This window comes from Klebsiella sp. GB_Kp047, from assembly GCF_040065235.1.
In the GTDB taxonomy this organism is placed as follows: domain Bacteria; phylum Pseudomonadota; class Gammaproteobacteria; order Enterobacterales; family Enterobacteriaceae; genus Klebsiella; species Klebsiella quasipneumoniae.
In genome coordinates this window covers 113,799-126,073 of record NZ_JBEAJG010000028.1, presented here as the reverse complement: position 1 = coordinate 126,073, position 12,275 = coordinate 113,799, and the positions used below count along the sequence as shown (strand labels likewise).

The 12,275-nt window shown below is 58.1% G+C and carries 14 protein-coding genes; 9 read left to right on the top strand and 5 right to left on the bottom strand.

Annotated features, from left to right (window positions below):
• The first annotated feature begins 2 nt into the window (after nucleotides 1-2).
• Nucleotides 3-578 carry a division/outer membrane stress-associated lipid-binding lipoprotein gene (gene dolP, locus ABLV76_RS09040; protein ID WP_002918214.1) on the top strand — a complete coding sequence of 192 codons (576 nt, stop codon included), beginning with the start codon at nucleotides 3-5 and terminating at the stop codon, nucleotides 576-578.
• Nucleotides 579-699: 121 nt separating this feature from the next.
• Here the strand turns inward: dolP and ABLV76_RS09035 are convergent, their stop codons facing one another.
• Together ABLV76_RS09035 and ABLV76_RS09030 are read right to left on the bottom strand one after the other, a co-directional pair.
• Nucleotides 700-1,740: a permease gene (locus tag ABLV76_RS09035; RefSeq protein ID WP_004206156.1), complete on the bottom strand. Its 1,041-nt coding sequence runs from the start codon at nucleotides 1,738-1,740 to the stop codon at nucleotides 700-702.
• A 75-nt stretch (nucleotides 1,741-1,815) separates the two neighbouring features.
• On the bottom strand, nucleotides 1,816-2,463 hold the full coding sequence (locus ABLV76_RS09030; protein WP_048325826.1) for an NAD(P)H-binding protein: 648 nt from the start codon (nucleotides 2,461-2,463) through the stop codon (nucleotides 1,816-1,818).
• Nucleotides 2,464-2,591: 128 nt separating this feature from the next.
• On the opposite strand from ABLV76_RS09030, the gene ABLV76_RS09025 reads away from it, so the two are divergent.
• Entirely contained in the window at nucleotides 2,592-3,128 is a 537-nt protein-coding gene (locus ABLV76_RS09025) for a type 1 glutamine amidotransferase domain-containing protein (RefSeq protein WP_004206160.1), read from the top strand.
• Here the strand turns inward: ABLV76_RS09025 and ABLV76_RS09020 are convergent.
• Complete coding sequence (locus ABLV76_RS09020; RefSeq protein WP_004206161.1) at nucleotides 3,090-3,533, bottom strand: YhbP family protein; 444 nt, start codon at nucleotides 3,531-3,533, stop codon at nucleotides 3,090-3,092. The two genes, ABLV76_RS09025 and ABLV76_RS09020, sit on opposite strands and share 39 nt — an antisense overlap.
• A gap of 49 nt (nucleotides 3,534-3,582) precedes the next feature.
• Between ABLV76_RS09020 and ABLV76_RS09015 the strand changes: the two genes are divergently transcribed.
• A complete protein-coding gene (locus tag ABLV76_RS09015; RefSeq protein WP_025999208.1) occupies nucleotides 3,583-3,873 on the top strand; it encodes a GIY-YIG nuclease family protein in 291 nt (96 codons plus the stop codon).
• On the opposite strand, the gene ABLV76_RS09010 is transcribed toward ABLV76_RS09015, so the two are convergent.
• On the bottom strand, nucleotides 3,860-4,363 hold the full coding sequence (locus tag ABLV76_RS09010) for an N-acetyltransferase (protein ID WP_004206163.1): 504 nt from the start codon (nucleotides 4,361-4,363) through the stop codon (nucleotides 3,860-3,862). The two genes, ABLV76_RS09015 and ABLV76_RS09010, sit on opposite strands and share 14 nt — an antisense overlap.
• Nucleotides 4,357-4,881 carry an SCP2 domain-containing protein gene (locus ABLV76_RS09005; RefSeq protein ID WP_064178180.1) on the bottom strand — a complete coding sequence of 175 codons (525 nt, stop codon included), beginning with the start codon at nucleotides 4,879-4,881 and terminating at the stop codon, nucleotides 4,357-4,359. The genes ABLV76_RS09010 and ABLV76_RS09005 overlap by 7 nt, the downstream gene beginning before the upstream one ends.
• 221 nt (nucleotides 4,882-5,102) lie before the next feature.
• Here ABLV76_RS09005 and ABLV76_RS09000 point away from each other — a divergent pair, with 221 nt between their 5' ends.
• From ABLV76_RS09000 to mdcA, 6 genes are all read left to right on the top strand, one after another.
• Nucleotides 5,103-6,098 (top strand): peptidase U32 family protein, encoded by a 996-nt coding sequence (locus ABLV76_RS09000; protein WP_004206164.1) that lies wholly within the window; start codon nucleotides 5,103-5,105, stop codon nucleotides 6,096-6,098.
• Between the two features lie 5 nt (nucleotides 6,099-6,103).
• A complete protein-coding gene (locus ABLV76_RS08995; protein WP_017899897.1) occupies nucleotides 6,104-6,982 on the top strand; it encodes a U32 family peptidase in 879 nt (292 codons plus the stop codon).
• A 143-nt stretch (nucleotides 6,983-7,125) separates the two neighbouring features.
• Nucleotides 7,126-8,133, top strand: coding sequence for a luciferase-like monooxygenase (locus ABLV76_RS08990; protein WP_348878282.1), 1,008 nt, complete (start codon nucleotides 7,126-7,128; stop codon nucleotides 8,131-8,133).
• A 203-nt stretch (nucleotides 8,134-8,336) separates the two neighbouring features.
• The gene (gene citG / locus ABLV76_RS08985) at nucleotides 8,337-9,215 is read left to right on the top strand and encodes a triphosphoribosyl-dephospho-CoA synthase CitG (RefSeq protein WP_043520976.1); all 879 of its coding nucleotides are present in this window, start codon (nucleotides 8,337-8,339) and stop codon (nucleotides 9,213-9,215) included.
• 167 nt (nucleotides 9,216-9,382) lie between these two features.
• Nucleotides 9,383-10,591, top strand: coding sequence for a Na+-transporting malonate decarboxylase, carboxybiotin decarboxylase subunit (gene madB / locus ABLV76_RS08980; RefSeq protein WP_048325831.1), 1,209 nt, complete (start codon nucleotides 9,383-9,385; stop codon nucleotides 10,589-10,591).
• A 12-nt stretch (nucleotides 10,592-10,603) separates the two neighbouring features.
• The gene (gene mdcA, locus ABLV76_RS08975) at nucleotides 10,604-12,271 is read left to right on the top strand and encodes a malonate decarboxylase subunit alpha (protein ID WP_064187867.1); all 1,668 of its coding nucleotides are present in this window, start codon (nucleotides 10,604-10,606) and stop codon (nucleotides 12,269-12,271) included.
• Nucleotides 12,272-12,275 lie beyond the last annotated feature (4 nt).

Genomic DNA, 12,275 nt, shown 5'->3' with positions numbered 1-12,275 from the left:
ACATGAAGGCTCTCTCGCCCCTCGCCATCCTGCTTTCAGCACTACTGCTGCAGGGCTGCGTTGCCGCCGCGGTAGTCGGAACGGCAGCAGTCGGCACTAAAGCCGCAACGGACCCGCGTACGGTGGGAACCCAGGTCGATGACAGCACCCTTGAACTGCGCGTCAATAGCGCCTTGTCGAAAGATGAACAGATTAAAAAACAGGCCCGCATCAACGTTACCGCTTATCAGGGCAAAGTCCTGCTGACCGGTCAGTCGCCGACGCCGGATCTCTCTGCCCGCGCCAAGCAAATCGCCATGGGTGTGGAAGGAACCACGGAAGTGTTTAACGAAGTGCGCCAGGGCCAGCCGATTGGTTTAGGCACCGCCTCTTCTGATACCTGGATTACCACCAAGGTGCGTTCGCAGCTGCTGAGCACCGATCAGGTCAAATCATCGAACGTGAAGGTGACCACGGAAAACAGCGAAGTCTTCCTGATGGGACTGGTGACCGACCGTGAAGGCCGCGCGGCGGCGGATATCGCCAGCCGGGTGAGCGGCGTGTCCCGGGTGACCACCGCCTTTACCTACATTAAATAAAGCTGCAATTTCCCGGCTGGCGCTACGCTTAGCCGGGCCACCGCCCCCTGTCCGTTGTGTGCCGGGTAAGGCGTAGCCGCCGCCCGACACCCCATCCGGCTATCCGTACGTTTACGGCAAACTACACCAGCGCCAGCGCACCGACAATCGCCCCGCACAGCGCCACCAACCCGCCAGTCAGCCACAGCGCTTTGGCCGGAAAGGCTTTGCGCAGCATAATCAACGATGGCACGCTCACTGCCGGCAACGTAATCAGCAGCGCCAGCGCCGGCGCAACGCCCATCCCCGCCAGCATCATCGTCTGGACAATCGGAATTTCCGCCGCGGTAGGGATCACAAACAGACAGCCGGCAATCGCCATCGCGATGACCCAGAACAAGGTATTATCCACCACGCCATCGGCGTGCGGGAACAGCCAGACGCGCGCCGCCCCCAGCACCAGTACCGCGAGGATATAAACCGGGATGGTGTTCCAGAACAACGTCCACAGCGCCCGCAGCCAGCGGCTAAAGAAGCCGCCCTGGGCCGCTTTCGCTTGCGCTTCAGGCACCACGGCAGGCTGCGTCGCCGCCTCTTTTACCCATTTCTGCACCAGCGTCGCGACAATCAACACCGTCGCCAGGCCCGCCACCAGGCGAACCAGCGCAAACTGCCAGCCCAGCACGAAGCCCATAAACACCAACGTCGCCGGGTTGAGCAGCGGGTTGCCCATCCAGAACGCCAGCGCCCCGCCCATCGACACCTGCTGTTTGCGCATCCCGGCCGCGACCGGCGCGGCGCAGCAGGTGCACATCATACCTGGCAGCGAGAAAATCGTCCCCAGCAGCGTCCCCTGAAAACGCGATTGTCCCAAGGTGCGCAGCAGCCAGTCGCGCGGGATCAGCACCTGGATCAGCGACCCGAGCAGCACGCCGAGCACCGCCGCTTTCCAGACGGCAAGGAAGTAAACCACCGCGTAGTCCCACGCCGCCTTCAGCGGGTTAGCGTCGGCCTGGGCGAGAATGGATTTACCGATACTGTGGGTTTCCGCAGCGGTGAAGGCTTTCCCGTAGTATGGCTGCCATTTGACGAACCACAGGCCGACAATCACGACGAGAAAGAAAAGCGCGGGCTTCCACCATTGAAATGGTGACGCCGCCTGAGATGAAGACTGACCAGCCATAGCATTCCCCAGCAAGAAATGTGGATATGAATTGAAGCCGTGAATACTACGCCGGAAGCCTGCGTTTGCAAACCGCTATTCCGCCTGCCGCGCGGCACGCTCCCGCAGCTCGGACGATGAGAGAATTTGCACCCCTTCGTGAGTAGACGACAGCGCCTCCGCCAGCAGGGCAATCGCCACGTCGCGGGCCGCAATGGATTTCCAGTTCCCCGGTAAGAGTCGGAACAGCGGTTCGAGGAAGGTCTCATTGGCCCGCTTTTTTTCCCGCTCGCCTGAGAGCATCGACGGCCGGGCAATGGTCAGCCGCGGCCAACCCTGCTCGATCAGCGCCGCCTCCATTTCCCCCTTCACCCGATTGTAGAAAAACGGTGAGTGGGCGTTGGCGCCCATCGCGCTAACCACCAGCATATGTTGCGCACCCAGCCGTTTGCCGGTCAGCGCCGTATCAACCACCAGCGTGTAGTCAGCATGGACAAAGGCCTCTTTGCTCCCGGCCTCCCGGCGCGTCGTTCCCAGACAGCAGAAAACGATATCCACCGGGTCAACCACCTGCGCCAGGGCATCAGTCAGCTGCGGATCGTGCGGATTAAAAACCCCTTCCGCCGGCGCCAGTGGGCGACGCGTCGGGGCGGCGATGGCGCTGATGCTCGGCTCATTCTGCAGCAGCCGAAGTAAGTGACCGCCAACTAACCCGGTCGCGCCGGTCAATAATACCTGACTCATTGATTCTCCTTTACAGAATTCTCCGCCTTGCACTTTCGGGCTCATGTTCCAGGCTTAATACCTTACAAGGTAAGTATCCACCATCATCATGGAATTACCTCATTGACCATCCAGATAGCGGAGGAAACATGAGTAAAAAGATAGCCGTGCTCATTACCGACGACTTTGAAGATTCTGAATTTACCTCTCCCGCCGAGGCGTTTAAGCTCGCCGGGCATCAGGTCGTGACCATCGAAAAGCAGGCTGGCAAGACGGTGAAGGGTAAACAGGGAGAAGCAGAGGTCGCCATCGATCGGGCCATTGATGACGTCACACCGGGTGAATTTGATGCCTTGTTGCTGCCCGGGGGCTATTCCCCTGACCAGCTGCGCGGGGATGAACGCTTTGTCACCTTTACCCGCGATTTTGTCAACGGCGGGAAGCCGGTCTTCGCCATCTGCCACGGCCCGCAGCTGCTGATCAGCGCCGATGTGATCCGCGGGCGTAAGCTCACGGCGGTAAAACCGATCGTGGTGGATGTGAAAAACGCCGGGGGCGAGTTTTACGACCAGGAGGTGGTGGTCGATAACGAACAGCTGGTCACCAGCAGAACGCCGGACGATCTGCCGGCCTTCAATCGCGAAGCGCTACGCCTGCTCGGCGCCGGCATCGCGCCGCCAGTGTAGCTTTTTCCCGAACCCCAGCGTGTTGTCGGTAAACTTGATTTCGTCCGGACGAATCTCCCAAACCGGCGCCGACAGCATGCGGGCCACCGGGAAGCGCTTGACGTAGCGCTGACGCATACGCGCCTCTTCGTCGCCGCGCAGTCGGCGGATCTCGCCCTGGAACTGCACGCCGCGGATCAGGGCCACGGTTTTTGGCTGGCCGTTGACCGTGCCGGCCACCTTCGCCCGCTCGCCGGTCATCTGGCCGTGGCGGGTGTGCTCATCGCTGAGCAGATAAAAGGCCACGCTATCCGGGTCATAGACGTAAAAGGCGTTCGCACACCACAGCTCGTCGTCGCGGGAGACGCACCAGGTGACGACGTGCTGTTTACTCAGCCAGCGGCCAATGGCGGCAAGCGTATCCATCTTTCTTCTCCATTATGCTATGGTGCCTACACCTTACCATAGTGACTTTATAACCGTGTGCTGGTTTCTGTATCTCATTCGAACCGCGGATAATCGCCTCTATACCGGCATCACCACCGATGTGCCGCGCCGCTTTCGCCAGCATCAGGCAGGGAAAGGCGCGAAGGCGTTGCGCGGCAAAGGCGACCTGCAGCTGGCCTTTAGCCATGAAGTTGGTGAACACTCACTTGCTTTGCGGCTGGAATACCGCATTAAGCAGCTAACGAAGCGCGAAAAAGAGCGCCTCGTTGCCGGAGAGGATACCGTCGAAACCCTGCTGGCAAGGCTCAAAAACGATTAAAGTGGTCGCTGTATTCGACCTGGCCGTGGACACCTTCGAGGGCGTCATCCGCCAGGCGGTGCACCTGGAACGCCTCCGCGCTGTCCGGCCAGCGGCAGCGGAGATCGAAGCGCGCGGCCGGTTCAAAACCAAAGCGACGGTATAACTCCGGGTCGCCCAGCGTCACCACCGCGGCATAGCCAAACTCATTCAGCGAATCCAGCCCTTCATAGACCAGCTGCCGGCCAATGCCCTGTCCACGGTAGCGTTCATCCACCGCCAGCGGCGCCAGGCCGACCCATTGTAGCTCTTCACCTTCCACCGCAACCGGGCTGAAGGCAACGTAGCCGATCACCTGGCCTTCATCATCCGTCGCCACTACCCCCAGCGTGATCAGTCCATCTTCACGCAGATCGTGCACCAGCTGCGCTTCGGCATCGCGGCCGAAGGTACGACGCAGCAGCGCGTCGATTCCCGGTGCATCAATCCCAATTTCCACTCGAATCAGCATGCCTCACCTACCGATGTCTGTTCAGGTTTCTGCGGGCTCTTCAGTCCAGCTTCGACAAAATCCGCCAGTTGCAGCAACATCACGCGCAGCGCTTTGGGCATCTGCTCGAGCTCAATGGCGTCCATCAAATTTTTTACATACAGCCCCAGCTCCGTATCGCCTTCAATAACCAGACGACGCTGGAAGAATAGCGTATCCGGATCCTGCTTGCGCGCGGCGATCATTAACAGATCGCTGGCGTCGGCGCTGAAGCTGACGTCGGCTTCCGCCTGCTGGCTGACCACCAGGCGACCATCGACTACCGAGGTATACCACAGCAGACCGATGTCACGCACATGAATACTTAACCAGCGCCCCTCGAGAAACTCCAGCTCTCCCTCCGCCAGCGCCTGGCGAAACTGCCAGCTAAGCACCTGCTCCAGCACCTGGCGCTTGAGGGCAAAAGGCGCCAGCTTAACCGGCACGCTCATTAAAGACGGGCCAAAGTGGACCAGCCGGGAACGCAGTTTATCCAACACAAGCTTTACTCCATGAATGCAATTGTGCCGCTATTGTGCCATATCACATAAACAACATAGCGGCGTAAATCAACAAAAACGCGATGACGGCAGCCCGTTATTGGCGCCGCCAATACACTTTTAACTGCCTCAAATCAAAAATTGTCACCAGAAGGTTAACTAAAATCCCTGCTCGTTAACCATTCAGCGTCCCTGACGGGCCGCATTTTTCAGGAAAAATTATGGAGCTGCTCTGCCCAGCCGGTAACCTTCCGGCGCTTAAGGCGGCCATCGAAAACGGCGCCGATGCCGTCTATATCGGGCTGAAAGATGACACCAACGCCCGCCACTTTGCCGGCCTTAATTTCACCGAAAAGAAACTGCAGGAAGCCGTCAGCTTTGTGCATCAGCACCGTCGTAAGCTGCATATCGCCATCAACACCTTCGCCCACCCCGACGGCTACGCCCGCTGGCAGCGCGCGGTGGATATGGCGGCTCAGCTGGGCGCCGATGCGCTCATTCTGGCCGATATCGCCATGCTGGAGTACGCCGCGGAGCGCTATCCGCATATAGAACGCCATGTGTCGGTACAGGCTTCCGCCACCAATGAAGAGGCCATTCGCTTCTATCATCGCAACTTCGACGTGGCGCGCGTCGTACTGCCGCGGGTGTTATCTATTCACCAGGTGAAACAGTTGGCTCGCGCCACGCCGGTGCCGCTGGAAGTCTTTGCCTTCGGCAGCCTGTGCATCATGGCGGAAGGCCGCTGCTATCTCTCTTCCTACCTGACCGGCGAATCGCCCAACACCGTCGGCGCCTGCTCGCCTGCCCGCTTCGTGCGCTGGCAGCAAACCCCACAGGGGCTGGAATCGCGCCTCAATGAAGTGCTGATTGACCGCTATCAGGATGGGGAAAACGCCGGTTATCCGACCTTGTGTAAAGGCCGCTACCTGGTCGATGGCGAGCGCTATCACGCGCTGGAGGAGCCCACCAGCCTCAATACCCTGGAACTGTTGCCGGAGTTGATGGCCGCCAATATCGCCTCAGTGAAAATCGAAGGCCGTCAGCGCAGCCCGGCCTACGTCACCCAGGTAGCGAAAGTCTGGCGCCAGGCGATCGATCGCTGCAAAGCCGATCCACAGAATTTCGTGCCGCAATCCGCATGGATGGAAACCCTTGGCTCCATGTCCGAAGGGACACAAACCACCCTTGGCGCCTACCACCGTAAATGGCAGTGAGAAACATGAAATATTCATTAGGGCCAGTGCTTTACTACTGGCCAAAAGAGACGCTGGAAAATTTTTACCAGCAGGCAGCCAACTGCAGCGCCGACACCATTTATCTCGGCGAAGCGGTGTGCAGCAAACGCCGCGCTACCAAAGTCGGCGACTGGATTGAGATGGCGAAAGCGCTGGCGAGCAGCGGCAAACAGGTGGTGCTGTCTACCCTCGCGCTGGTGCAGGCCTCCTCCGAACTGGGCGAGCTGAAGCGCTATGTCGATAACGGGGAGTTCCTGATTGAGGCCAGCGATTTGGGCGTGGTTAACCTCTGCGCCGAACGCAAGCTGCCGTTCGTCGCCGGGCATGCGCTGAACTGCTACAACGCCGTTACCCTGCGCCTGCTGTTAAAACAGGGCATGGTGCGCTGGTGCATGCCGGTGGAGCTTTCCCGCGACTGGCTGGCTAATTTACTGACCCAGTGCGAAGAGCTGGGCATTCGCAATCAGTTTGAAGTCGAAGTGCTGAGCTACGGCCATCTGCCGCTGGCTTATTCCGCCCGCTGCTTTACCGCCCGCTCGGAAGATAGGCCAAAGGATGAGTGCGAGACCTGCTGCATCAAATACCCAACCGGACGCAGCATGCTGTCCCAGGAGAACCAGCAGGTGTTCGTGCTCAACGGTATCCAGACCATGAGCGGCTATGTCTACAACCTGGGCAATGAGCTGACGTCCATGCACGGCCTGGTGGATATGGTACGCCTGTCGCCGATGGGCAACGAGACCTTCGCCATGCTCGACGCCTTCCGCGCCAATGAAAACGGCGCTGCACCGTTGGCGCTCACCGGCAACAGCGATTGCAACGGCTACTGGAAACGGCTGCCCGGGCTGGCGCTGCAGGCCTGATAAACCGCTCACTTTGTTAACAGCAGTGCTCAGATTTTAATGCATTATTAAAGATGCAGCTTTTCTGGCTGGCGCGTCCTGGATGCGCCAGGCTGGAAGAAGACCTTCAATCTGATGACGATGCTGTAGCAAAGTGAGCCTTTATGACTGACAAACCTGTTCCGTTCTCGGTGCTCGATCTGGCGCCGATCCCGCAAGGATCTTCTGCCAAAGAAGCCTTTACCCACTCTCTGGATCTCGCCCGGCTGGCCGAATCGCGCGGTTATCACCGCTACTGGCTGGCGGAGCACCACAATATGGTCGGCATTGCCAGCGCAGCGACCTCGGTGCTGATTGGCTATCTCGCCGCCAATACCACTACCCTGCATCTGGGTTCCGGTGGCGTGATGTTGCCCAACCATTCGCCGCTGGTGATCGCCGAGCAGTTCGGCACCCTGAACACCCTCTATCCCGGGCGTATCGACCTCGGCCTTGGCCGCGCGCCGGGCAGCGATCAGCCCACCATGCGCGCCCTGCGTCGCCATATGAGCGGCGATGTCGATAACTTCCCGCGCGACGTGGCGGAACTGGTGGACTGGTTTGACGCCCGCGATCCGAACCCGCAAGTGCGCCCGGTTCCCGGCTACGGGGAGCGCATTCCGGTGTGGCTGCTGGGTTCAAGCCTCTACAGCGCCCAGCTGGCGGCGCAGCTCGGTTTGCCGTTCGCGTTCGCCTCGCACTTCGCGCCGGATATGCTGTTCCAGGCCCTGCACCTGTATCGCAGCAACTTTACGCCCTCCGCGCGGCTGGAAAAACCGTATGCCATGGTGTGCATCAATATCATCGCCGCCGACAGCAACCGCGATGCGGAGTTTCTCTTCACTTCCATGCAGCAGGCGTTTGTGAAGCTGCGTCGCGGCGAAACCGGACAGCTGCCGCCGCCGGTGGAAAATATGCATCAGCTGTGGTCAGCGTCCGAGCAGTATGGCGTGCAGCAGGCGCTGCGCATGTCGCTGGTGGGTGATAAAACTAAAGTCCGCCACGGCTTAGAGTCGATTATGCGGGAAACCGAGGCGGACGAAATCATGGTCAATGGCCAGATCTTCGACCACCAGGCGCGGCTGCATTCTTTCGATTTAGCGATGCAGGTGAAAGAGGAATTGTTGGGATAGTGAGCTATGCGGCATTTTTGCCGCATTTCTTTTCGCCCGCTAAACCATTTTGTGATCGTCTTCATTCATATTTTCGCATAACCCCCGTCTTATTACGTTGAGCGTAATTACATTACCTCTGGCGTAATTGTCCCCCTCATTCAACGGTGTTAATTTTCCTCTGTTTTATTTTTCAACCCTGAATCTGGTAAAAGAGAATACCCATGAGCCAACCAACTGCCCGTGCTATGTGGATCGGCGAGTGCTTATTAAAAGCGCTGTTAATGGAGGTCTCCGCCTGGCCTAAACCCGGCCTTGTTACACCCCATTCACAAGGGGCGCATAAAGATATGGATATCTGGTTATTTATTACCAGCACATCGGCTATTGCCCCCTGTTTTAGCGCCTGCGCCCATGCCGGGGAAAATCATCAGGGCTCACCAGGGGAACTCTTTACAACAATACGTGCCATTGGCATTCAATATGAAAATACGCTGTTGCGGGCAACACAGCAGGTTAATACTCAGCGCGGCATTCTTTTTTCCGGCGCGGTTCTGGCGACAGCGGCAGGATGGCTTTCCGGGCGCGGGAAAACCCTCTCTTATCACGCCTTAAGCCAGTGCGTCGCTGAACTCTGCCGCGATCTCTGCCGTCGGGATTTCTCCGTCCTGACCGAACGCCCGGCGCAAACCCACGGTGAGAAATTGTATGTCGGATTCGGCATTACCGGCGTGCGCGGCGAGGCAGAGCAAGGCTTCCCACTGGTTTGCCAGATTGGCTTACCCGCGCTGCATCAGGCGCTGGACAACGGGCTGGCCTGGCGGGAAGCGCTAATTCATACGCTGCTCACCCTAATGGCCCATTGCGATGACACAACCGTGCTGTTTCGCGGCGGCCAGCAGGCGCTGGCGGAAATGAAGCAATATGCCCGGCGTCTGATGACGCAGGGCGGAATGTTTAACCCTGCGATCGAGCAGGAACTGGCTGATTTTAATTCATGGTGCCTGGATAGGTGGGTCAGCCCTGGCGGTTCGGCCGATTTATTAGCGCTGTGTCTGGCGATGTATTTTCTTTGCCGCCAGCCGCAAGGAGATATGACATAAGGAAGAATATGAACATCTATTTTTATACTTTATTAACGTATGGCTTAACGATTGTAATTTCATTTGCGGTTGTCGGCATCATTGTTGGCGTCAACAAGATGATGAATAAATTAAATATCACCGACGATTAATTTACGAACTTTACCTTTGCCATCAGGAATATAGTTATGGATATCTTTGTTAAGCTCTTTTCGGGCATTGGCACTTTTTTTATAGAAGATCCGAAAATAGCCATTGCACGTTTTCTGCTCATTGTTCTCGGCTTTATATTGGCCTGGATGGGATTCCGCCGTAAGCTTGAACCGTTAATTATGGTGCCGATGGGCCTCGGTATGATCGCGGTTAACGCCGGGGTACTGTTTCTGGCGGGGGGACAAACCGGGACCTTAATTCTCGACCCGATGGTCAGCGAGCCTAACGAGCTGGTAAACCTGATGCAGGTAAACTTTCTGCAGCCGGTCTATAACTTCACCTTTAGCAATGGCCTCATCGCCTGTATCGTTTTCTTCGGCATTGGCGCAATGAGCGACATCAGCTTTATTCTGCTCCGTCCCTGGGCCAGCATTGTTGTCGCCCTGTTCGCCGAGGCGGGAACCTTCGCCGCGCTGCTGCTGGGTATTGAAGTATTCGGCCTGCCTGCCAACGAAGCCGCGTCGATTGCCACTATCGGCGGCGCAGATGGGCCGATGGTGCTCTTTGCCTCCCTTATCCTCGCACCGAACCTGTTCGTCCCCATCGCCATTATCGCTTATCTCTACCTGAGCCTGACCTATGCCGGTTATCCGTACCTGGTGCGCCTGCTGGTACCGAAAAAATACCGTGGCATGGAAGTTGAAATTGAATACCCCACCGTATCGAAGAAAGCGAAATTCATCTTTACCGTCTGCGCCTGCCTGCTGTTGTGCCTGCTGCTGCCGGTCGCCGCGCCGCTGATCCTCTCGTTCTTCCTCGGGATCGCGATTAAAGAAGCGGAGATCGAACCGTTCCAGAAATTACTGGAATCCACGCTGACCTATACCGCAACGCTGTTTCTCGGCCTGCTGCTGGGCACACTGTGCGAAGCGCAAACGATTCTCGACCCGAAAGTGGCCATCATCCTGATCCTTGGTATCGGCGCGCTGGCCATTTCCGCCGTCGGCGCTCTGCTGGGCGGCTGGTTTATCTGGTTTATCTCGAAGGGGCATTATAACCCGGCTATCGGTATCGCGGGCGTCTCCTGCCTGCCGACGACGGCAAAAATCGCGCAGAAAGAGGTTAACCATGAGAACCCCTACGCCATCATTCTGCCGCTGGCAATGGGTGCGGGCGTGAGCGGTCTGATCGTCTCGGCTATCGCCACCGGGATCTTTATCTCCACGCTATTCCTGCTGAATTAATGGAGTCAACCCATGCTAAAAGAGCACAACTGGCATCAACTCAAGGACGATACGGTACAGCGCCTGAATCAGCTGGCCCCGTATTTCCGTGACGGCAAAATTATCGACGCCAAAGATACTGTCGCCGCGCTGGAAGCCGTTATTCGAAGCTTCGATCGCGTCAATATTGAGGGCAATAACCAGAAACAGGCGGATTTTCTCTCCGAATGCCTGTGCCAGCTTGATCCGCAAAAGATCTCCGGCCTGCATATGGTGCAGTCATCCGTACCGTTGTCCAGCCATCTGGATTTGTTTGAAAAGGGCATCGCTGAAAAACTCGATTTCGCCTATGCCGGGCCGCAGGATGGCCGTCTGGCGAAGCTGATCCAGGACGGTAAGATTAAGCTCGGGGCCATCCACACCTATCTGGAGCTGTTCAGCCGCTACTTTGTCGACCTCACGCCGCGCGTGTCGCTAATCACCGCCTTTGAAGCGGATAAAGACGGCAATCTCTACACCGGCTTTAACACCGAAGATACGCCTGTTATTGCCGAAGCCACCCATTTCCGCCAGGGGATTGTGATCGCGCAGGTCAACAAGATTGTCGATAAAGTGCCGCGCGTTGATATCCCCGGCGACTGGGTAAATGCGGTGATTGAAGCGCCGCGCCCGTTCTACGTCGAGCCGCTTTTTACCCGCGATCCGGGGCTTATTACCGACACCCATGTGCTGATGGCAATGATGGCGCTGAAAGGTATCTATGCCGAATACGGCGTTGAGCGCATTAACCACGGCATTGGCTTCTTCACCGCTGCCATTGAGCTGCTGCTGCCCACCTACGGCGAGGAGCTGGGGCTGAAAGGCAAGGTCTGTACCCATATGGTACTCAACCCGCATCCGACGCTGATCCCGGCGATCGAAAGCGGCTGGATCCAGTCGGTGCACTGCTTCGGCGGTGAACTGGGCATGGAGAAATATGTCGCCGAACGCCCGGACGTCTTTTATATCGGCCAGGACGGCACGCTTCGCTCCAACCGCGCCTTCGCCCAGGCTGCGGGTCACTACGCTCTCGATATGTTTATCGGCGGCACGCTGCAGATCGATAAGTACGGAAACAGCAGCACCGCCACCGCCAGCCGCGTTTCAGGCTTTGGCGGCGCGCCGAATATGGGCTGCGACGCCAAAGGCCGCCGTCATGCAACGCAATCCTGGCTGAAATGCGGCGAAGAGTTCAAGGCCACCCAACAGCAGCTGATTGGCGATATGCCGCGCGGCAAACGTCTGGTGGTGCAGATGCAGGAAACCTTCCGCGAGAAGCGCCAGCCCGCTTTCGTCGACAAGCTGGACGCCTGGGAACTGGCGGAAAAAGCCAACCTCGCCCTGCCGCCGGTCATGGTGTACGCCGATGACGTCACCCACGTACTGACCGAAGAGGGCATCGCCTATCTGCACCGCTGCGAAGGGCTGGAACAGCGCATGGCGGCCATTCGCGCCGTGGCGGGCTACACCGGCATTGGCCTTGCCGCCGATCCGGCACAGACCGCACAGCTGCGAGAGGCTGGCATTGTCAAAACGCCGGAAGATTTAGGCATTGATCGCCGCCGCGCCAACCGTCAGATGCTGGCGGCGAAAAGCATTCGCGATCTGGTTGACTGGTCTGGCGGACTCTATAACCCGCCCGCTCGATTCCGTAACTGGTAGGGGA

What these genes read in the sequence shown, in the direction of transcription:
- dolP (WP_002918214.1), top strand. Translation starts at nt 3, where the DNA reads ATGAAGGCTCTCTCGCCCCTCGCCATCCTGCTTTCAGCACTACTGCTG.
- ABLV76_RS09035 (WP_004206156.1), bottom strand. Translation starts at nt 1,740, where the DNA reads ATGGCTGGTCAGTCTTCATCTCAGGCGGCGTCACCATTTCAATGGTGG.
- ABLV76_RS09030 (WP_048325826.1), bottom strand. Translation starts at nt 2,463, where the DNA reads ATGAGTCAGGTATTATTGACCGGCGCGACCGGGTTAGTTGGCGGTCAC.
- ABLV76_RS09025 (WP_004206160.1), top strand. Translation starts at nt 2,592, where the DNA reads ATGAGTAAAAAGATAGCCGTGCTCATTACCGACGACTTTGAAGATTCT.
- ABLV76_RS09020 (WP_004206161.1), bottom strand. Translation starts at nt 3,533, where the DNA reads ATGGATACGCTTGCCGCCATTGGCCGCTGGCTGAGTAAACAGCACGTC.
- ABLV76_RS09010 (WP_004206163.1), bottom strand. Translation starts at nt 4,363, where the DNA reads ATGCTGATTCGAGTGGAAATTGGGATTGATGCACCGGGAATCGACGCG.
- ABLV76_RS09000 (WP_004206164.1), top strand. Translation starts at nt 5,103, where the DNA reads ATGGAGCTGCTCTGCCCAGCCGGTAACCTTCCGGCGCTTAAGGCGGCC.
- ABLV76_RS08995 (WP_017899897.1), top strand. Translation starts at nt 6,104, where the DNA reads ATGAAATATTCATTAGGGCCAGTGCTTTACTACTGGCCAAAAGAGACG.
- ABLV76_RS08990 (WP_348878282.1), top strand. Translation starts at nt 7,126, where the DNA reads ATGACTGACAAACCTGTTCCGTTCTCGGTGCTCGATCTGGCGCCGATC.
- citG (WP_043520976.1), top strand. Translation starts at nt 8,337, where the DNA reads ATGAGCCAACCAACTGCCCGTGCTATGTGGATCGGCGAGTGCTTATTA.
- madB (WP_048325831.1), top strand. Translation starts at nt 9,383, where the DNA reads ATGGATATCTTTGTTAAGCTCTTTTCGGGCATTGGCACTTTTTTTATA.
- mdcA (WP_064187867.1), top strand. Translation starts at nt 10,604, where the DNA reads ATGCTAAAAGAGCACAACTGGCATCAACTCAAGGACGATACGGTACAG.